18 protein-coding genes are annotated in these 19,651 nt (G+C 36.6%); 4 read left to right on the plus strand and 14 right to left on the minus strand.

Going from position 1 to position 19,651, the window contains the following annotated elements; genetic code table 11:
- Nucleotides 1-343: 343 nt before the first annotated feature.
- From FJR37_RS12900 to FJR37_RS12910, 3 genes are all read right to left on the minus strand, one after another.
- Nucleotides 344-739: a CU044_2847 family protein gene (locus tag FJR37_RS12900; RefSeq protein ID WP_168466198.1), complete on the minus strand. Its 396-nt coding sequence runs from the start codon at nt 737-739 to the stop codon at nt 344-346.
- Nucleotides 740-965: 226 nt separating this feature from the next.
- Nucleotides 966-1,319 (minus strand): XisI protein, encoded by a 354-nt coding sequence (locus FJR37_RS12905; RefSeq protein ID WP_168466199.1) that lies wholly within the window; start codon nt 1,317-1,319, stop codon nt 966-968.
- Complete coding sequence (locus FJR37_RS12910; RefSeq protein WP_168466220.1) at nt 1,307-1,705, minus strand: XisH family protein; 399 nt, start codon at nt 1,703-1,705, stop codon at nt 1,307-1,309. Before FJR37_RS12910 ends, FJR37_RS12905 begins: the two co-directional genes overlap by 13 nt.
- A 463-nt stretch (nt 1,706-2,168) precedes the next feature.
- Between FJR37_RS12910 and FJR37_RS12915 the strand changes: the two genes are divergently transcribed.
- Entirely contained in the window at nt 2,169-2,366 is a 198-nt protein-coding gene (locus FJR37_RS12915) for a hypothetical protein (protein WP_217355268.1), read from the plus strand.
- Between the two features lie 119 nt (nt 2,367-2,485).
- Here FJR37_RS12915 and FJR37_RS12920 read toward each other — a convergent pair whose 3' ends face one another.
- From FJR37_RS12920 to FJR37_RS12935, 4 genes are all read right to left on the minus strand, one after another.
- On the minus strand, nt 2,486-5,041 hold the full coding sequence (locus FJR37_RS12920; RefSeq protein WP_168466201.1) for an AAA-like domain-containing protein: 2,556 nt from the start codon (nt 5,039-5,041) through the stop codon (nt 2,486-2,488).
- A 484-nt stretch (nt 5,042-5,525) separates the two neighbouring features.
- Entirely contained in the window at nt 5,526-5,825 is a 300-nt protein-coding gene (locus tag FJR37_RS12925) for an element excision factor XisI family protein (protein ID WP_015080193.1), read from the minus strand.
- Nucleotides 5,810-6,229, minus strand: coding sequence for a XisH family protein (locus FJR37_RS12930; protein WP_015080192.1), 420 nt, complete (start codon nt 6,227-6,229; stop codon nt 5,810-5,812). The genes FJR37_RS12925 and FJR37_RS12930 overlap by 16 nt, the downstream gene beginning before the upstream one ends.
- Nucleotides 6,230-6,569: 340 nt before the next feature.
- Complete coding sequence (locus tag FJR37_RS12935; RefSeq protein WP_168466202.1) at nt 6,570-8,222, minus strand: AAA-like domain-containing protein; 1,653 nt, start codon at nt 8,220-8,222, stop codon at nt 6,570-6,572.
- 307 nt (nt 8,223-8,529) lie between these two features.
- Here FJR37_RS12935 and metK point away from each other — a divergent pair, with 307 nt between their 5' ends.
- Nucleotides 8,530-9,771, plus strand: a complete 1,242-nt coding sequence (gene metK, locus FJR37_RS12940) for a methionine adenosyltransferase (protein ID WP_027403292.1) — start codon at nt 8,530-8,532, stop codon at nt 9,769-9,771.
- 262 nt (nt 9,772-10,033) lie between these two features.
- On the opposite strand, the gene FJR37_RS12945 is transcribed toward metK, so the two are convergent.
- Nucleotides 10,034-10,492 carry a pentapeptide repeat-containing protein gene (locus FJR37_RS12945; RefSeq protein ID WP_027403293.1) on the minus strand — a complete coding sequence of 153 codons (459 nt, stop codon included), beginning with the start codon at nt 10,490-10,492 and terminating at the stop codon, nt 10,034-10,036.
- Between the two features lie 354 nt (nt 10,493-10,846).
- Between FJR37_RS12945 and FJR37_RS12950 the strand changes: the two genes are divergently transcribed.
- Complete coding sequence (locus FJR37_RS12950) at nt 10,847-11,857, plus strand: adenosine deaminase (RefSeq protein ID WP_027403294.1); 1,011 nt, start codon at nt 10,847-10,849, stop codon at nt 11,855-11,857.
- 361 nt (nt 11,858-12,218) lie between these two features.
- Here the strand turns inward: FJR37_RS12950 and FJR37_RS12960 are convergent, their stop codons facing one another.
- Nucleotides 12,219-12,554 (minus strand): rhodanese-like domain-containing protein, encoded by a 336-nt coding sequence (locus tag FJR37_RS12960; protein WP_027403295.1) that lies wholly within the window; start codon nt 12,552-12,554, stop codon nt 12,219-12,221.
- Nucleotides 12,555-12,730: 176 nt separating this feature from the next.
- Between FJR37_RS12960 and mutL the strand changes: the two genes are divergently transcribed.
- Nucleotides 12,731-14,389, plus strand: a complete 1,659-nt coding sequence (mutL, locus tag FJR37_RS12965) for a DNA mismatch repair endonuclease MutL (RefSeq protein ID WP_168466203.1) — start codon at nt 12,731-12,733, stop codon at nt 14,387-14,389.
- 513 nt (nt 14,390-14,902) lie between these two features.
- On the opposite strand, the gene FJR37_RS12970 is transcribed toward mutL, so the two are convergent.
- The 5 genes from FJR37_RS12970 to FJR37_RS12990 all read right to left on the minus strand — a co-directional run bounded on the left by FJR37_RS12970 (nt 14,903) and on the right by FJR37_RS12990 (nt 19,628).
- Nucleotides 14,903-16,489 carry an Hsp70 family protein gene (locus tag FJR37_RS12970; protein WP_168466204.1) on the minus strand — a complete coding sequence of 529 codons (1,587 nt, stop codon included), beginning with the start codon at nt 16,487-16,489 and terminating at the stop codon, nt 14,903-14,905.
- A gap of 162 nt (nt 16,490-16,651) precedes the next feature.
- On the minus strand, nt 16,652-17,203 hold the full coding sequence (locus FJR37_RS12975) for a nucleotide exchange factor GrpE (protein ID WP_168466205.1): 552 nt from the start codon (nt 17,201-17,203) through the stop codon (nt 16,652-16,654).
- A gap of 72 nt (nt 17,204-17,275) precedes the next feature.
- Nucleotides 17,276-17,488: a DUF2997 domain-containing protein gene (locus tag FJR37_RS12980; RefSeq protein WP_015079055.1), complete on the minus strand. Its 213-nt coding sequence runs from the start codon at nt 17,486-17,488 to the stop codon at nt 17,276-17,278.
- A 91-nt stretch (nt 17,489-17,579) separates the two neighbouring features.
- The gene (locus FJR37_RS12985) at nt 17,580-17,954 is read right to left on the minus strand and encodes a DUF1257 domain-containing protein (protein ID WP_168466206.1); all 375 of its coding nucleotides are present in this window, start codon (nt 17,952-17,954) and stop codon (nt 17,580-17,582) included.
- An 84-nt stretch (nt 17,955-18,038) separates the two neighbouring features.
- On the minus strand, nt 18,039-19,628 hold the full coding sequence (locus FJR37_RS12990) for an AAA family ATPase (protein ID WP_168466207.1): 1,590 nt from the start codon (nt 19,626-19,628) through the stop codon (nt 18,039-18,041).
- Between the last annotated feature and the right edge of the window lie 23 nt (nt 19,629-19,651).

Genomic DNA, 19,651 nt, shown 5'->3' on the forward strand with positions numbered 1-19,651 from the left:
ACTCAAAACGGCTAGAACTTGGACTTTTTTATAATACAACGAATAGGCTTAAAGCCTCTCCCCGTTGCGGGGAGAGGTTTACAAGAGGGGTTTCATATTTGGTTAAACTATAAACCGTTTGCAGTATATTTGAATATTATTTGATTGTGACAGAATTAAGGATTATAAGGATTATGATGATGAGTGAAAAAGAATATTTTGTAAATGCCTAAAATAAACAACATTCTCTAAACACTATAATACCGAAAATTCATAGATTAATTCAACAATAACATCCTGTGCATCCTTTAATCGGTGGACATTATCTCGACTTCGCTCGATAACCACCTGATTCTGACAAAATTTATTTCTGATTAAATTTACATTTAACGGTAATTTTGATATTACTGCTGGTTTCTCCTGTAACAATATAAGGGATTCCTGTCATTCCTCCGACATTAACACCAAATTCTAAAGTAACTTCAGCAACTTCGGCTAGAGCTAAATCTTTGAAGGATTGAATAATATGTTTTGAATAGGATTGAATAGTTTTTTGGAGTTTGTCTCCCTGTTCTTTAATATTCAGTTTTTCGTTCAGTTTTTCTAAGCCAAAACTGCGGTCTGCTTGTTCAGGGGTGGGAATTAGAAAATCTAGGTTCTCATTTTCTGGAGGTTGGGGAATAGATACAGCAATATTTTCTGATGCTTCAATATAAATAATTGTTCCGTCTTCTAGTTGAATCGGCGTTAGTTGTGACATAAAGGTAAATTATTTTTTACAATGTAACCGTCATCTGATGCCACGACCAAAGCGCGACTCAATACCAGCATACAGTTATCATATTACCACTCGTTGCAACAACCGTGAATTTTAATTAACTCGTCACGAATGCCGTCAGGTGTTTCTCTATACTCAGATATATTTACGCTAACCCAAAAGCGGCGGAAATGCAAAAAGGCTTTTTGAATAACGAATAGTCACCTATTCAAGCAGTAGCAAATTCTGTTAAACTGCGTTTACTGGGATGCTGGAAACCTAAAATAATATCGCTTTGAGGTATTCCTGTTGATAGCAAATCATCAACAACACATAAATTAGTTGCATCTTCTTCTACCCAAACTTTACCGTTTTTGATGCAAAGATAGATGATAATATGCTGTATTTGTTTTTTGTCATCCCAGCCAAATCGAAACCAAATATATTGATCTCTTTTTTCATCAAAGGCTAAACGTTCACTAGCCTCCATTCTGCCATTTTCAACATTTTGAGGATTACTCATTTCGTAATATTCTGTCAATATCTTTTTGATAGCATGACGATATTGTTCTAGTTTATCCATTGTTCAATTTCCTCCTTTTCTGTATTCACAACTATTAATAAAAGTTGATTTTCTTGGATGACTGCTTGTACAGACTTACGTTGAAAAAACTTTTCATACACAACATCATCAATAGCTAAATAAAGTTTATATTCTGGTGCAGTAAGTTGAATAAGTTTCCGATAAACTATGTATTGTCCCAAGGCATTATGAAAATCATACATCTGCGACTTACCCACAAAACTCTTGATTTCTACCACAATTTTCTGTCCCTGACGTTCTGCTGCTATAGGTTTTTCTGCTGCTAGGTCTGCGTAAAGTTCAGCATCTTCATATTTAATAAAGTAAGGGTCATCTGTGATAGTCCAACCGTCTTTTATTAAAGCCGTTTTGACTTCATATCTAATGCCACGACAAAAGCGCGACTTAGAGGATGTTTGAAAAGTATCAGAATTAATCGAGATCCCCCCAACCCCCCTTACAAAGGGGGGCTAAATTCCTCAAAGTCCCCCTTGAAAAGGGGGATTTAGGGGGATCTGCGGGTGTCAGATCCCACACGAAAAAGTTTTCAAACAACCTCTTAATACCAGGATACAGTTATCATATTACCACTCGCTGCAATAACCGTGAATTTTAATTAACTCGTCAGACGGTTGTGCCAGGTATTTCTCTATACTCTCAAAAAGGCATTGGCTAAATTCCAATTTAAGCTTTATGCCGTCTGTGGGTATTAAATACGCTTATATATATTTACTCTAACTCAAAAGCGGCGGGAATGCAAGAAGGCTTTTTGAATAACGGGAAGCTTTCGACTGGGAGATTGTGCTATAATTTGCCAATGATTAAATTGTCAGAGATTTTATGATAACGTTGCAAGAAATTATTAATTCACTGGCCAGTTTATCAAAAGAAGATCAAGATTTTCTATTTGAAATACTCCGCAAAAGAAGAGAAGAGGAAACTAAGCAAGTTATAATTCATTCATTACGAGGGAAGTATTCTAATCTGGCGACAAGTAGCGATGATTTTGCAAGTAAGAAACAGATAGAGATTGCTTTGGAAAATTAGCAAGATGAATATTAATTTTAGATGCTTGTGCTTTAATTGCTTTTTTCAGAAATGAGTTAAGGGCAGAAATTGTAGAAAACTACTTGTCTGATAATCAATATATTTGCATGATTCATGGCTTATATATTACAATCTACAAGTCTCTGCCAGGAAGAAGGGTAGTTCACGCCAAAACTCCACCTTGGTAACGTACCCCTCCTCACACTATCTAAATTATTATTATTTTCTATAATACCCCAAACGGGTAGTTCTTCCCATGCTATCCAATTTCCCCCTTCCTCTTTGCCCTTCTTCCATCCCACCTTTTCGCCAAAACTATTATACCCATCTTCGCTCCATTTTGTAAATGTTCCCCTTTTCGAGTCAAAATCTAAAGTGCCTGTTTTTATAAATATTTTTTTCTGAACGCTAAAACCGAATTTTCCGTTTGAGTTTGTAACCCATAAATTATCTACTTTTTTTAAATCCTGACATTGAAGGTTTTTAAAACTTAATTCACCTTTAGCGAAAAATGAAACAAACTCCGAATTTTTTAAATCTGCATCTTTCCATCTATTTTGCTTCATTAAATAGTCTAATTCATCTAATAAATGTGCTTTTAAAGATTCATAATAAACTGTATTTGAGCTATCTAAATCATTAAGCTGACGATAAAGATTAGCGACAATATCAGCATTACCATTGTAGAGAATATTCAGGTCTAACTCTAACTTAAATAAATTATTATTATAAGATTTTAATTGAGATTTGAGAATATCATATTTAGCTAATGCTATTTTGTAATTATCTAATGATTTTCCTAATTTACCTTTTACATAATAAATATAAACTAAAGTTTCTAAATAACTAGAATCATTTTTATCAATATTATTTTCTTTTGGTAATTTTTCAAAACTTTTATTGAAATCTTCTTTAGCTTTGTTATATTTTGGATCTAATTGTGGATTTTTATCCTTTTCTGTTTTTAAAGATTCATATCCTAAAACTAAAGAACTATCTAATAAAGCTTCTTTAAGTTCTGGATTTTTGATTTCTTCTTGTAAAACTAAACCGGCAATACTTAAAAGCTGATTACCTTCATTTACTTGGTTATTTTTTAGTTGTCGAGAAGCTACTTCTGATAGTTTTCGGATTTTATAAATATTTTGTTCCATTTTCGTAGTATTTTGTTTTGCTATAAATGCGGTTATGCCAAAAAATACAGCAAAAACTACACTAATAGATAAAACTAATCCTCCTGTTTTCTTAGCTTTCTCTAATTGTTTTTCTGCTTTTTTTCTAGCTTCTTCTTCAATAATTCTCGCTCTTTCTGCCGCTTCTTTCTCCTTTCTTTCCCTTTCTAATTCAGCTTCCTTTTCCCTTTCAATAATTTCTTCTTCAATTTCCTGCTGACGAGAAGCCGCTAAAAATTGTTTATCCTGAAAACTTACATTCTTAGATTCTGCCCATGCTTCTGCTGTTTTTAAAGCATTTCCTCGTAATAACCAAGAATTATCTTTACGACCTGAACCATACCACGCCCTAAACGCTTCAGAATAGGGACGTAATGCAGCTAATTGATTATCAATCCATTGTTGATTAAAAACTTCTCGATAAATGGGATTGTAAATCTGTAAGTGATTATTTCTTTTCACCACTAAACCCGATAACTGTAACTTTCCTTCCTCTCCAGTATTCTGACTAACTACTTCTCCCTGTTGATAAATATTTTGATAAATATCTAATAATTCACCTGCCATTTGTTCATCAATTAAAATCCGTCTTTCAATGGTGCGTAAATGTTCCGGGTCATCTTTTGCTTGCCAATTTTCAATAATATTAGTTCTAATTAAATTCTCTAACCATTCTGCATACTCCCCACTTTCCAAGGGGGGTTGGTGGGGATCATTTAAAACTAAATTACAGACCTTTTGAGTTAAAAAAGGTTGTCCTCCAGTCCAATTTAAAATTAATTCTAATAACTTTTCCGGTTGATTGGTTTTAACACTTAATCCCTTTGCTAATGCTTGAGATTCTGGAAATGTAAAACCTGTTAATTCCACCCCATAACCAATATTAAAAGGAGTCCGCGTTTTATCTTGAATTAAATCACTGGGAGTAGCTACACCTAATAGTACAAAACTGAGACGATTATATTCAGTATTATCAACTCGACGATTATAAAAAGAGCGAATTAAAGCGAAAAAATCATCAACATTAAACTGTAAACTGATGATACTATCAATTTCATCTATAAAAATAACGATATTTGAATCAACATATTTTAAAAGAATATCTCGGAGAAAATTACCAAAGAAATTCACCGCAGACAAAGATTCTTGATCATATTTATCCCACCAACTATCTATATCACATTTTTCATTTAATTCAAAGGTATTAATTAATTCATTAATAATTCCTGCATACCATTGTAAAGGAGTAATATTGGCTGAACCAATATCAGTTAAATCAATAGCAGCACAAGCAAATCCATCTACTTCTTTAAGCCGTTTCATTGTTTGAACTCTTAAAGAAGATTTACCCATTTGTCGGGAGTTTAAAACATAACAAAATTCTCCCTTTTTTATCGCTTGATATAGTTCATTATCGGCTTTTCTGGTAACATAAGTAGGCGCAGAAGCTGGGAGCGAACCACCTACTTGATATTCATAATTAACTGAGTTTAAATTTTCCATTTCACTTGTTGAATACTAATAAATTAGCGTAGCTCCTATGCTATAGCGGTTCTCGGTTGAGTGAGATATAAGAACCCCACCCCCAACCCCCTCCCCGCAAGCGAGGAGGGGGCTTATGATGTATCTCATTCAAGTGCATATCGTTATATTATAATCTTCAGTAATTGGACAAAAATATTGACAGTCATTGCGAGGGAAGGCAAGCAGTCACAACCCTTGGAATTGCTTCATTTCACTTCGTTCCATATGGCTATACTGCAAACGGTTCATAGTTTAACCAAATATGAAACCCCTCTGGTAAACCTCTCCTTTGCACCCCTCCCTGACCCTCCCCTACAAGGGAGGGAAAAGGAGCAGCTTTTATAATTGGAGAGGCTTTGAAGCTTGTTCTTTGTATGATAAAAAAGTCCAGTTTCTAGCCGTTTTGAGTATAACGCAACGCTTACGCAATGACATTGTGTAATTAATTCTGTCTCACTACTTATTATTGAAGAATTTCGGTAACAATATCTTCTGGAGGTATTCCTGCTTGAATTAAAGCATTTGTTAATCCTTGCTCAAAATTATCATCTTCAATAACAATTTTATCATTTAGTAATCTAGCATGGAATAAAATAGTATCAGTCCAAGTTTGTTTTTCCCAACCTGTCATAATAATCAAAAATTGTCCTGATTCTTGATCACAAACTGAACTAAGTTTAAGTTTTTGTAATCGAGGTTGAATAGCAGATTCTTTTCTTAAAACTTGGGTTAAAATCTGAGTATACTTTAGTGATTTATCCATTGTAAAATTACCTCATTTTCAGGATCAAAAACAATTAGATTAATTTTATTACGTTTAATAACCAATTGAAAAATAGGTTTTTGAAAGTGTTTTGAATAAATAGCTTGACTAATTCCTAAAAAAAGTTTTCGTTCTGGTTCTTGTTCTTCTAAAGCCCATTGATAAAGTTGAAGTTGTCCTATGGTTTTTTCTAGTTCACTGATTACAGAAGGAGCATCAAAATCTTTAATTTCGATGGCAATTTTTTGGTCTTCTTTATCAGCACTGAAAAATTTTTCTGCCCCTAGATCGGCTTTGAGTAATGTTTTTTTTAGTGCTAAAATTAAGGGATCATCGGTAATTTGCCAACCATCCTTTTCTAAGGTATGACGTAATGATAAGTGTAAATTATCTCTCCTAGACATTTTTTTTGTTAACTGTTGGTTATTTAGATTCCATATCTACTTTCATCGCACTTTGATAAGTAAGATAATACGGCTCTTGCGTCTCTTTTATGGTGATTGAGGATCGATGATAACAAAACCCTTACGGGACAAGAGTTATAAACAATTATTTCCATATTTTCAATGAAATGCCTACACAATAGCGCTTTCAATGATTTTGAACCAGGCTTTCCATAAAAATAACCAAAGAACCGATAATACTTGCATTATATACCATGACAGGACTTTGACAACTATTCTATCAAACATCATGTAACAAAACTTTACTATTACCTAAATTTTGCTTTTTAAATGACATCAATTAATCTTGCAAGCGATCGCCAAAATAAAGCCGATATAAATTACATAGTGGAATCACCTTATTACCTTTTGATTCTGCTAATCCCATGCTTTTTAATTTAAAAGCATAAATTGGTTCTAAGGTAACGGCATCATCACTATTAACCAATTTTAACATAGCTGATTTTAGTTCTTGATTTTCTTCCAAAATCAAAAGATGACGATACAAATGATCTTCATATAGTCCTTCTTCAGTGGGAGCAATTTCTAAAAATTGCTTTAAAGTTAAGTCGTTAGTGGCAATATGATATAATGCCGTTCTCACCAAATAAGGATGACCGTCAATCATCCCCATTAATTGATTAATTTCTGTATCTGACCATTGTAATCCATGTCGTTTAACTAAATCCTGAACCTGTGCTAAACTAAACTTATTTAAATCAATTGGTAAACCCACATTAAAAGGAGATTTATTCACATCCAAAGAAATATAAACTTCCTGAGAATGGGAAAGAACTAATCTCAGTTTTTGCCAAGTTTCATTATTTTTGCCTTTTTCATGCCATGAACGTAACATAGTGAAAAATTCATCAGCAATTTCACTATATTGAAAGATTCTATCTACCTCATCTAATCCTAGAATTACAGGCTGTTTCAATTCTTTTAAAAGATAGGATTGGAAGTAATTTGTACAATTAGTTTGACTGCTATAACGTTGAGGTTTCCAATATTGATCTATCTTTTCTTCAATCCCTAATTCTAAACTGACATTTGCACAAAAAGACTCTAAAAAACTATCCAGATTTTTAAATAATTCTCGACTCCATAAATTAATAAATCCTGTTTGATAACCTTGCTTTTCTCCTTGACCTAAAATCCTACTCATTAATGAAGTTTTCCCCATTTGTCGAGGTGCTTTAATCCTAATTAATGCCCCAGGTTTTACAATAGCAGTGTAACAGGTAGCTTCAATGGGAGGACGTTCAACATAGAAAGGAGAATTTAGGGGGACTTGACCATCTAAATTTTCAAAAGGAATATTAATATCTCTTGGTTGAATAGGTTCAGATTTCGACTCAGGTACACCCTGAATAATAGCTTTTTTAGTCGTTGCATCTTTTGTCCTCAAAATCGGAGTTAAATGCTCTGGAATATGTTCCATTTCAATCGCATTACATCCTAAATCAAAAGCACTTTTAATTGATTGTCCTGCAAATAAAGTATCGTAGAAACCAATAGCAAATTGTTTAGCGGCTTGATCACCAATTTTTTGATTCATCCCGACGACATAATTAACATAAGGATAAATACTTTCTGCTTGTACATCTGAATAACAAGCATTGAGAAAAACACAATCAATAAAAAAGATTTCTTGTAATGCTTTAAACAATTTGGCTAAAGGAGCAACTTTGACTAAAAAGGCTTCTCCATTATCTGTCATTAAAGCTAAACCCTGTTCTCCTCCACCATGTCCTGAAAAATGCACAATATCTGGCTTATGACCTAATAGGGTACGACGAAGTTCTTGAGGACGGACTGCCTCTTCTACAATAATTGTAAATTGTTCACGGTTGAGCGATCGCTCCCAAGCACTTTTGATTTCCCTCACTTCCTCACTTACACGCAACGGTTTTGTGTTAGTAGGGTTAGCGGTCAAAATAAGAATTCTTTTCATCACCGTCGTTTTGTGAAGATATTACCAATACTGTGTATATGAAGTATTGTATCCTTTATAGTTACCAAAACCGTAACGGTGATCCAATCTCAGGTTACTGAGGACTTTTCTGGTAGATACTCTCAACAACAAGATCCCCGACTTCTCAAAGAAGTCGGGGATCTGAGTGGCTCTTGTTATACATATAAGCCTTTAAACACTGGGATAAAAGATACTTATTCCAAAAACTGTAAATATTGTTATGATTTCAGAAATTAGTAACTGATGTATCTCATCAGTGAAAACATTCTTTCAGGAGGAAATTCCTTTGTCTCGACGCTATTTATTTACTTCCGAGTCAGTTACAGAAGGTCATCCCGATAAAATTTGTGATCAAATTTCGGATACCATTATTGACGCGCTATTAGCAGAAGACCCTAATAGCCGTGTGGCAGCAGAAGTTGTAGTTAATACTGGTTTGGTGCTAATTACTGGAGAAATTACCACTAAAGCTCATGTTAATTACGTCAATCTTGCCCGTAAAAAGATTGCGGAAATTGGCTATACTGACGCTGATAATGGCTTTTCTGCGGATAGTGCCAGTGTTCTAATTGCCTTGGATGAACAATCAGCGGATATTGCTCAAGGTGTGAATATTGCCAAAGAAGCCAGAACTGAGGATAGTGAAGAGCTATTCGATAAAATTGGTGCTGGTGATCAAGGTATCATGTTTGGTTTCGCTTGTAACGAAACACCAGAACTTATGCCTTTACCTATCAGTTTAGCGCACCGCATTGCGCGAAGATTGGCAGGAGTTCGTAAGGCTGGTATTCTTCCTTATTTGCGTCCTGACGGTAAAACCCAAGTTACTGTGGTTTATGAAGATGGCAAACCTGTGGGTATTGACACCATCTTAATTTCCACCCAACATACAGCTACCATTGGGGATATTAGCGATGATGCTGGGGTACAGGCTAAGATTAAGGCTGACCTGTGGGCAGAAGTAGTAGAACCTATATTTGGTGATATTACTGTTAAACCCAGTCAGGAAACAAAGTTTCTGGTCAACCCCACCGGTAAGTTTGTGATTGGTGGACCACAAGGAGATTCCGGTTTAACAGGTCGGAAAATTATTGTTGATACCTACGGTGGTTATTCTCGACATGGTGGCGGGGCTTTTTCTGGAAAAGACCCCACTAAGGTAGACCGCTCTGCGGCTTATGCGGCTCGTTATGCAGCAAAAAATATTGTTGCGGCTGGGTTAGCAGAAAAATGTGAAGTGCAGCTAAGTTACGCCATTGGTGTAGCGCGTCCTGTGAGTATCTTTGTTGATACTTTTGGTACAGGTAAGGTTGATGATGAAATTCTGTTGAACTTGGTCAAGGATAACTTTGAACTCCGGCCAGCGGGAATTATCCATGTGTTCAATTTACGTAACTTACCAAGTGAAAGAGGCGGACGTTTTTATCAGGACGTTGCAGCTTACGGTCATTTGGGAAGAACGGATTTGGATTTACCCTGGGAACACACTGATAAGGTAGACGTTTTAAAGAAAGCGGCGTTTGCTTAATCAGTTAGTTTAATACCCAGACTTAATTTGAGGTTATAGACAGTTTAAATATCTATAGCCTCTTTTTTTTGGAGTTTCCTAAGTTAATAGGACTTACGCATTGACAACTTTTACTAAAGATGGATTGCGGTTTTTCGTCTCTTGTAGGGTGCGTCAGACCCGATAATTTAACCACATTAGCCATATTTTTCCATCTGACGCACCCTACGCATAAAACATATCATGTCTAATTTGTATAGTGCGTAAGTCCTAGTTAATCTACTTAATCCCAGTCAGGAAAGTTAGCTCCATCTTCGCCACCAATACCGATTCCTGTGTTATATATACCAGCATCAGTAATGTTAAGATTGTCCATTGATGCTTGATAGACGTTGGAATCATTGACTGTGGCGCGGGTAAGATTTGCGCCGTTTAAGTTAGCTTTTTTCAAATTGACGTTGGTAACAAAGGCTGATGTTAAATTAGCACCTGCTAAGTTTGCCCCAGTTAAGTCAGCACCTTCTAAGTTAGCATTTGTTAGGTTAGCACCCTGAAGATCTGCGCCTCGTAAGTCTGCACCAATTAAATGAGTACCACTGAGGTTGAGTCCTGATAGGTTACATTGGACACATTCTCTAGTTGACAAAAGTTTCTGTAAATCTTTTTGGCTGCCAGCTTGAACTGAATTAGCTAGAAACAGGGGAGTTATCAAGGCCATAACGGCTAATAGTTGAAGTTTCATAAAATTTCCCCCTCTCACAATATAGTTATGTCCGTTCTTTGCCTCACGAATTCATTATCTCACTAATTAGCTAAAAAATGTTGATTTAAACTACAAGCTTGATATTTATTTTTATAAATCAGTAATTGGGAATAAGTAGGTGAACACAATAAAACCAAACTGTGTAAAGAAATGTAAAATCGCCCAAACCCTCTTCACTCTTGCCTCTTGCATGAGTGCCTTTTGCCTTGCCATAACGACAATTTTCAACACCAACCTACTTAGACCATTGGTAAACTGCGTCAATTCCTAAGTCCTAGTTTTTTATAGTGGTTTTTGTTAAGATTGATGAAATTTTCCTGGTGAAATACCACTATGGCTTTATACGCAGAATTACATCGGCATTTAGGTGGTTCAGTTGTACCTCGTGTACTATGGCGGTATTTCCAGCGTCATAATGCTGAGTTAATTTCTCGCTTTGGTGAATATGCAGAGTTTGAAGATTTTTATACTCGTCCTCGTAATACTTTGGATGAATATCTAGAATTGCATACCCTTGTGGAAAGTGTGCAAACGGTGGAAACTTTACCTTACTTCATTTACCGTTTATTACGTGGTGCTTATATTTTTGAGAATTTGGCTTATTTGGAATTACGCTATACTCCCTATTTGCGAACTCCTGAACATTTGAGTCAAGGTGAAAGAATTGATAAAATGGCGGAAATTGTGGATATTGTGGGTAAATCTAGTTATGTACCCGACTATCCGATTGTTACTAGTCAAATTCTTTGTATGCACTCCCGTTTATCTTTTGAGGTAAATAAGGCAATTATTGATTTGGCAGCGCAAAATAGAAAGTATGTTTGTGCGATAGATGTGGCTGGTGGCGATCGCTATTATGATGAACGCATGGAAGAATGGATTAGTTTATATAATTATGCCCATTCACTGGGTATTAACACCACAGGGCATCTTTATGAAACTAAGGATGGTTGTTATCCAGAATTGTTACCCTATTTAATGCGAATTGGTCACGGAATCCAAGTTCCGCTTTTGTATCCTGAGTTACTGCCAGAAATTGCCAGAAGAGGACAATGTTTAGAGGTTTGTCCAACAACTTATTTAAAAACAGGGACTTTACAGGATATTCGGCAACTCAAGTTGGTTTTTGACCGATGTTTTGAAGCTGGGGTGGATATCGCTATTTGTACGGATAATGCGGGTTTACATAATGTGCGTCTTCCCTTTGAATATGAAAATCTTTTGACTTACGACATTATCAATTTTCAACAGTTACAAGCTTGTCAAGAGGCAGCTTTCCGTCATGCTTTCGCTTGGCCTCATAGTCAACGTCCAGCATCTTTGTTAACTGGGTTGTTGAGGTAGGTGACAGGGGAGTTGGGGGAGTTGGGGGAGTTGGGGGAGTCGGGGGAGTTGGGGGAGTCGGGGGAGTTGGGGAGTTGGGGAGTCGGGGGAGTCGGGGGAGTTGGGGGAGTTGGGGGAGACAAGATTCTTTTATCCCCTACCGCCCCTACCGCCCCTACCGCCCCTACCTCCCCTACCGCCCCTACCGCCCCTACCGCCCCTACCGCCCCTACCTCCCCAACCTCCCCAACCTCCCCAACCTCCCCAACCTCCCCTACCTCCCCTACCTCCCCAACCTCCCCAACCTCCCCTACCTCCCCTACCTCCCCAACCTCCCCTACCTCCCTAACCTCCCATACCTCCCCAACTCCCCCTACTCCTTTCAACCCTCTACCCCTTCTGTCGCACCGTTGATGGATTTCCAGGCTGGTAAGCCACCGCCCAGTTCAGCTACGGCTGTAAAACCGAGGAATTGTAGGGTTCTTACAGCTTGGGCTGATTGGCTGTCATTTTCGCCGTAAATGTAGATTTGGCGTTCTCTGTATAGGGAGGTTTGAGCGCGAGATTCCAAGTCATTGAGGGGGATGGAAATTGCTCCGGTGATGCGGCTATAATTGTACTTTGAGCGATCGCGCACATCAATAATTGTAAAAGCAGGTTGACCCCATAGAAGACTGTTCTTTAAGTCGTTAACATCAGCAACTAAATTAATACTCATAAGCTTTTCTCTGCTTCTAATCTAATCAGAAATTTACCAAATATCCCTTATTAATTCGTATTTCTTTAGAATGACAGCAGATTTGAGAAATTAATATTTTGCAGTCATAATATTGTAAGCTAATTATCTAACCGTAAAGACAATTTTTAATTTTTAATTAGTAATTTTTAATGATAATGGCATCTACAATTCAAGCTTTACCAACAGAGGTTGTATATCTAATTACGGCAGGAGAAGTAATTGACTCTTGGGTAGCTGTTGTCAGGGAGTTGGTGGAAAATTCCCTAGATGCTGGAGCAACACGCATTGTCGTTTCTTTATGGCCGCAAATGTGGCGAGTTCGTGTGGCTGATAATGGTTGTGGCATGAATTTGGATGATTTACAACAAGCCGCAACTGCCCACAGTACCAGTAAGATTCATTCTAGTGCAGATTTATGGAAAATTAGCAGTTTGGGGTTTCGTGGTGAGGCGCTACATAGTTTAACGACTTTGGCAGATTTAGAAGTTTTAAGTCGTCCTTTGGGGGGAAGTGAAGGTTGGCGAGTTGCTTATAATAATGAAGGAGAAGTATCACAAGTAGAAGTGGTAGCGATCGCACCGGGTACAGTAGTAACAGTTAATAATTTATTTGCTAATTATGAAGCTCGTCGTCAGGGTTTACCGGCGACAAATCAGCAATTAAAGGCTGTACAAAATGTCATTCAACAGATAGCTTTGTGTCATCCTCATGTTAATTATCAAATTTGGCAAAATGACAAAGAATGGTTTACGATTTGTCCCGCACCAACTGTGGGAAAACTGATTCCCCAAATTCTCCCCCAGGTGCGACAAGGTGATTTACATGAGGTGAATTTACAAATACCAAATCTGGAAAATTCGTCTTTGCATTTGGTGATAGGATTACCCGATAGATGCCATCGTCATCGTCCTGATTGGGTAAAAGTGGCAATTAATGGCAGAATGATTAAAACGCCAGAACTAGAACAGACAATATTTTCAGCCTTTCATAAGATATTACCACGCGATCGCTATCCCGTTTGTTTTCTACACTTAACTATTTCCCCAGAACAAATTAACTGGAATCGTAACCCAGCCAAAACAGAAATTTATCTCAATGAACTAACTTTTTGGCAAGAACAAATTACTGAAGCTATTCACAAATCTCTGCGGATTTCGGAAACCAATATAAAAGAATCCATTCACACAACCAGAGTTAGTAATTTATTGAAAGTCGCAGAATCAAAAGGTGAATATAACTTCAACTCTCAAAAATCCCAAAGTAGTGAAAATCAAACCTATTTAAAAGCCATTGCCCAACTGAGTAATACTTATATTGTTGCTGAACATTCTGGAGGAATGTGGTTAGTAGAACAACATATAGCCCATGAACGAGTATTATATGAACAATTATGTGATAGTTGGCAATTAGTAGCTGTAGAAACCCCAATTATTATTTATCAATTATCACAAGCCCAGGTTTCCCAATTACAATGCATTGGTTTAGATATAGAACCATTTGGTGATAACCTTTGGGCAGTGCGTAACATTCCTATGATGTTAAAACAACGAGAAGATTGTGCAGAAGCAATTTTAGAATTAAGTTGGGGAGGGGACTTACAAACTGCTCAAGTTGCTGTTGCTTGTCGGAGTGCAATTCGCAATGGCACAAAAATGAGTTTACCAGAAATGCAGACCTTATTAGATAATTGGCAACGTACCCGCAACCCGCGCACCTGTCCTCATGGTAGACCGATTTATTTATCTTTGGAAGAATCAGCACTAGCACGGTTTTTCCGACGTAATTGGGTAATTGGCAAAAGTCATGGAATTTGAAATATTTGGCGTTGCTGAATTGAGGTATGAAATTGAAAAATCAAAAAAATGAAACTCTTACTCTCTGCGACTGGAGCGCCTCTGCGTGTTCGCGCAGCGTGCCGTAGGCATAATAAAATCATACTCTTAATCAGCAACGCCAGATATTTTATTGAACTATACTCAAAACGGCTTGATTGTTTGATTCTAAACGTAGGGGTAAGTAGGTGAACACAATAAAACCAATCTGTGTAAAGAAAAGTAAAATCGCCCAAACCCTCTTCACTCTTGCCTCTTGCCTTTTGCCTCTTGCCTTGCCATAACGACGATTTTCAAGGCTAACCTACTTAAAGCAAAAGCTTCATAGGTGTCAACTTAACGAGTGGCGGATGAATAACTGGGTTTAAGACCCCCACCAAATCGTAGATTTGGTGGTCTTTAATCAGTCGCAGGTTTGAATCCTCGACTGATTGATTCTGACTCCTGGCTACTGACTCCTGACTCCTTCTTCAACATACTAACCCTGGTATTGTTTTATGCTAATTTATAAGTTTCACCCCTACTAACTAAGACTTCTGCTGTTAATAAATCCTTCACAGTTACTAATAGAGTCCGTCGAGAATCAACCTCGAACAACACCGATATTCTATCCATTCCTGCTTCACCTGGAGGGTTAAGTTTTGCCACACAAACCTGTTGATTTTGATTATCTAAGGAACGGTAACTTTCTTGATGTTGAAGAGTGCTAGAAGTCATTCTTCCCGAAGCATCAAAAGCAATTTCAGTTAGTGACATATCAGCTAATTCACCAATATCTAAACGAATTTCTTTTTGTCCATTACTAGCAACTTGCAGATTTAACCATTCTTGACGTTGACAAGGATATTTTTCACCTTTGGTAAATAAGCGATGATAAATATAACTTTTGCTATAACTTTCCCATAATCTAATTGCGTAACTATGACGCAAAAAATCATCTATTTCGGTAATTTGTGTAATTGCTAATGCACCATGACAGACAGCATCAAAAGGTTTATTTAGTTTTACCTTAGCTTTACCAAAGTAGGAAATAATTAATTGTTGAACTGCGGGAATTAAACAACTTCCTCCCACTAATAAAACTTGTTCAATATCATTTTTACTAATACCCTTTCGCAAAGCAGAAGCTAAAACTTCATCTAAGGTATCTCGTAACTGTTGTAAAAACTGTCTATATTCTAAAATCTCCTCTAATTTTTCACGATTAATTTTTAATTCATAAGACATAAAAGATTCATCATCAAACCAACTTTCAGCTACAGATTGATTTTTTGATAATTGAATTTTTAACCTTTCGGCAATTTCTAATAAATTCTGATAACCAATCTTTCCAACTTGTTCTGGTGTTAAATTTTGAGAATGTAAATAATCATCAACTATCCAAACATCAATATCTTCACCACCTACGTAGGCTTCCGATTTAGCTAAAACCTCAGCGCGTAAACTGTTATTTTCATCAGAATTAGTCACAGTTTTAACTAAACTTAAATCGAGAGTTCCCCCACCAAAATCTACTACCAAAATCAATTTACCGGGACTTTTAACAGCATAACCTAAAGCCGCTGCTGTAGATTCATCAACAATGGAAACTTGAGGAACATTTAATTTTTGACCTAAATCTCGAAACCAATCTAAATAACGTTCAAATGCACCCACAGGAACAGTAAAAATTAAATGACTAGGTTGGATATTTTGCTTTTGTATTTCTGTCCAAATAGTTTGGATAAATAACTCACAAACAGAGACAGAATTATAATTTATGCCATCAATTTGGATTGCTGGTGGTTGATAATCTCCAGCTAAATCACGTTTAAACTTTTTAAATAACCGTTCAGGAGGATAACTTTGAGAAAGTCCTAATCTTTGACTACGAACACCTTCACCTAATATAATATTATTACCTAATTTAATAAACATTAAACTAGGAATAACCGGATATTCTACTCTTTCACCTTGAGAAGTGACACCCACAAATACACGGGATAAATTAGGAAAACGTAAACTTTTAGGTAGTTGAGTATCAGCCTCTAAAATACTAATTACAGTATTACTTGTACCAAAATCAATTGCGATAGTTGTCATAATTTAAGTAGTAGGTTGGGTTAAGCGAAGCGCAACCCAACAAAAATGATAGATAATTGATATCTTGATGTTGGGTTAAGACAGAATAAATATATTATCTAAAAAATTGTAAGCAGTAAATGTTGGGTTTCGTTCCTCAACCCAACCTACAAATTCATGAGTTTAAGTATTATTGAATCCTGGTGGAAGAGTGCGACTAACTTTTGCAGGATAGAGAACTTTATCACCATCTTTATAACCAATAAAACGAATATATACTAATTCTCCTTCTTGAATATCATCACTATCAGCTTGATGTAATTGGGGATTATAATTAACCTGTTCCCAAGTTTCACCAATAGCATTATAACCCCAATTAGTAATTAAATTATCTAAAGATGTAAATAGAGAAACTAAGTTTTTAGCAGGTAAGTCAGGTTTAGCTAAAGCCATTTTTTTGACTGTGGGATAATTGCTGAGTAAAGTTTGTAATTGGGTAAAAGTTTCATGTTGAAAATCACTTTGTAATTGTTGAGATTGTTGTTTTAATTCTTCTCGTAGTCGTTGACATTGAATTTCTAACTCTTTAATCTTATGTTCTGTGTCTAGAGAAGTTACGGGTTGATTATTAATAGGTATATCTTGATTATTTGCTGGGAATAAAAACCGGAGAATAATATAAACAATGATTACGAGAATTACAGCAAAAGCAATATCATTAATTTGTTCTAGCATATTATTTGTTTATGTAGTTGGTGTTCAGATCCCCGACTTCTTTAAGAAGTCGGGGATCTAGTTTATTCTAGTTTATTGTTGTTGTAAAGATTGATTTTCGGAAGTGGTAATTAACTCATCATCTTGATAATATTCCGGTAACAATTCCTGAGATTCTATTTCTCCCAAGGACTTTTCTAACCCTTTTGTTGTTTCCACACAACTAGAACCGATTGCATTTAAAACCCGTTCCACAATTTTACCATCTTTACCAATGCGATATTCAACTTTTTGATATTCAGCCATAATGATTTTTCCTTTTGTCCTCAGATCCCCGACTTCTTACCTTATTTAATCATTTATTGATAAAATCTTAAAAAGAAGTCGGGGATCTTATTTAAACCCATCTACCAACTAAAACCCGCACAGTACCATCTGCTAAAACTTCCTCTTCCTCCACATTAAAACCCTTAGTTTGTATGGTTTCCATCAAAGTTTTATGGGCGTACTTTTGACTAATATTATTAATAAACTCCTGCTGATTAATTTTCGCACCCCAAAAATCAGCAACTAATTCATAACCTTCTCCATTTTTACGAAAACCCAAATCATAACCATTAGATTGCTTAATCACATATTCAGCATTAGTTTTATCACCCATATAACCCCGAACCTGAGTATTTTGTTCAACTTGATAACCTAACTCTTGCAAAACGTCAAGCAAAACTTCACCCTGTTTAATTTGCACCTTAATAGTTGTAAAATGAGACATAAAAAATCAACTCCTATAAAAATCTCTCCAAAACCTCTTCCCTCCGCGTCCTCCGCGCCTCTGCGGTTCGTTTTCTTTTATTATTTAATCCACCTCCAAAGGACCCAAACCCTGCTGCTGAGAATAAACCTTCAACTCCTCAATTAACAGCGTATCAATAAAAGCCGTTCTTGCGCCAGCTTCCGCAGCCCAGCGTTTTAAACTAGTAATTTGTTCCTTAGCAATAGCCGCCAAAGGAACAGTTTCCGATACCGCCGCTAAAATATCTTCAGTGTTAAAATCCCTCCTATTACCATCAATTAAACTACCAAAAGCGCGGTGCATACCATCAATAATTACCTGTTGAATTTCCGCACCGCTAAAATTTTCGCTATGACTTGCAAGTTTCTGTAAATCAAAATCTCGCAGTCGGGAAGGACGGATTTTTTGCAAGTGGACTTTAAAAATATCATGGCGTTCTTTTTCCGTAGGTAAATTTAAAAAGAAAATTTCATCAAATCGCCCTTTCCTTAATAACTCCGCTGGTAATATTTGCACATTATTAGCAGTAGCCACCATAAACACCGGACTAGTTTTTTCTTGCATCCAGGTAATGAGTGTACCAAATACCCGGCGCGATGTTCCAGAGTCACCATCTGTACCACTATTAATATTACCAAAAGCCTTATCTACTTCATCCATCCATAATACACAGGGTGATATTGCTTCTGCTAATTGTATCATTTGCCGAATGCGACTTTCACTTTCTCCCACTATACCCCCAAATAATCTCCCCACGTCCAAACGTAACAATGGTAAACGCCATTCATGGGCGATAGTTTTGGCTGATAATGATTTACCTGTTCCTTGGATTCCTACTAATAAAATGCCTTTGGGGTTGGGGATTCCATAACGTCGTGCTTCTTCGGTAAAAGCATCTTGACGCATTCGCACCCACTGTTTAAGATTTTCCAATCCACCGACGTTTTTTAATGATTCATTGGCGGTGTAAAATTCTAAGATTCCGGTTTGGCGAACTGCTTGTTTTTTCTCTTCTAAAACTCTATCAATATCTGTTTCGTTGACTTGTCCTTTTGCTGCTAAAGCGGCAGCTAAAACTCTTCTAATTCTGGCGCGACTTAATCCTTGACAGGCTTTGATTAATTGTTCTTTTCCTAGTCCATTTAAGTTAAGTTTTTCGGGGACTATTAATTGCTGAATTAAATAATCTATTTCTTGGATGTTGGGTAAGGGAAAATCAATAACTGTAATTTCTTCTTGTAGTTCTGGGGGAATGGTTAATATATGACTGGTGAGGATGAGGGTTTGGCGTGTGCGTTTGAGTTGACGGGTGAGGTTTTTGATAGCCCGAATTACGGGAGCATTTTTTTCTGTTTCGGGGTTTTTGAGGATAAAATGGATGTCTCGCAATACAAAAATTATGGTTGTATTTTCTGGGGTTTTGGTAATTCTTGATAATGCACCCATGACAGAACCTTTATCAGTTCCGTTGTCATCCCAACCGGTGACGATATCCCATAATAATAGTTGTCGTGGTGTCTGGGATAGTTGGGTGAGTTGTTGGAGGACTTGTTCTATTGGTTCTTCTTCGACTCCGACTATATATAGTAGGGGATAGCGGGCGCGAAGCATGAGGTCTATTTGTTGGAGTAATTGTTGATGGGGGTTATTCATTATGTATGAATAGGGGGATAGTT

Origin of the sequence: Aphanizomenon sp. UHCC 0183, from assembly GCF_009712065.1 — a bacterium.
Taxonomy (GTDB): Bacteria; Cyanobacteriota; Cyanobacteriia; order Cyanobacteriales; family Nostocaceae; genus Dolichospermum; species Dolichospermum heterosporum.

Bases quoted from the DNA above. Each gene is read 5' to 3' on its own strand.
- FJR37_RS12900 (WP_168466198.1), bottom strand. From the start codon at position 739: ATGTCACAACTAACGCCGATTCAACTAGAAGACGGAACAATTATTTAT.
- FJR37_RS12905 (WP_168466199.1), bottom strand. From the start codon at position 1,319: ATGGATAAACTAGAACAATATCGTCATGCTATCAAAAAGATATTGACA.
- FJR37_RS12920 (WP_168466201.1), bottom strand. From the start codon at position 5,041: ATGGAAAATTTAAACTCAGTTAATTATGAATATCAAGTAGGTGGTTCG.
- FJR37_RS12925 (WP_015080193.1), bottom strand. From the start codon at position 5,825: ATGGATAAATCACTAAAGTATACTCAGATTTTAACCCAAGTTTTAAGA.
- FJR37_RS12930 (WP_015080192.1), bottom strand. From the start codon at position 6,229: ATGTCTAGGAGAGATAATTTACACTTATCATTACGTCATACCTTAGAA.
- FJR37_RS12935 (WP_168466202.1), bottom strand. From the start codon at position 8,222: ATGAAAAGAATTCTTATTTTGACCGCTAACCCTACTAACACAAAACCG.
- FJR37_RS12945 (WP_027403293.1), bottom strand. From the start codon at position 10,492: ATGAAACTTCAACTATTAGCCGTTATGGCCTTGATAACTCCCCTGTTT.
- FJR37_RS12950 (WP_027403294.1), top strand. From the start codon at position 10,847: ATGGCTTTATACGCAGAATTACATCGGCATTTAGGTGGTTCAGTTGTA.
- FJR37_RS12960 (WP_027403295.1), bottom strand. From the start codon at position 12,554: ATGAGTATTAATTTAGTTGCTGATGTTAACGACTTAAAGAACAGTCTT.
- mutL (WP_168466203.1), top strand. From the start codon at position 12,731: ATGGCATCTACAATTCAAGCTTTACCAACAGAGGTTGTATATCTAATT.
- FJR37_RS12970 (WP_168466204.1), bottom strand. From the start codon at position 16,489: ATGACAACTATCGCAATTGATTTTGGTACAAGTAATACTGTAATTAGT.
- FJR37_RS12975 (WP_168466205.1), bottom strand. From the start codon at position 17,203: ATGCTAGAACAAATTAATGATATTGCTTTTGCTGTAATTCTCGTAATC.
- FJR37_RS12980 (WP_015079055.1), bottom strand. From the start codon at position 17,488: ATGGCTGAATATCAAAAAGTTGAATATCGCATTGGTAAAGATGGTAAA.
- FJR37_RS12985 (WP_168466206.1), bottom strand. From the start codon at position 17,954: ATGTCTCATTTTACAACTATTAAGGTGCAAATTAAACAGGGTGAAGTT.
- FJR37_RS12990 (WP_168466207.1), bottom strand. From the start codon at position 19,628: ATGAATAACCCCCATCAACAATTACTCCAACAAATAGACCTCATGCTT.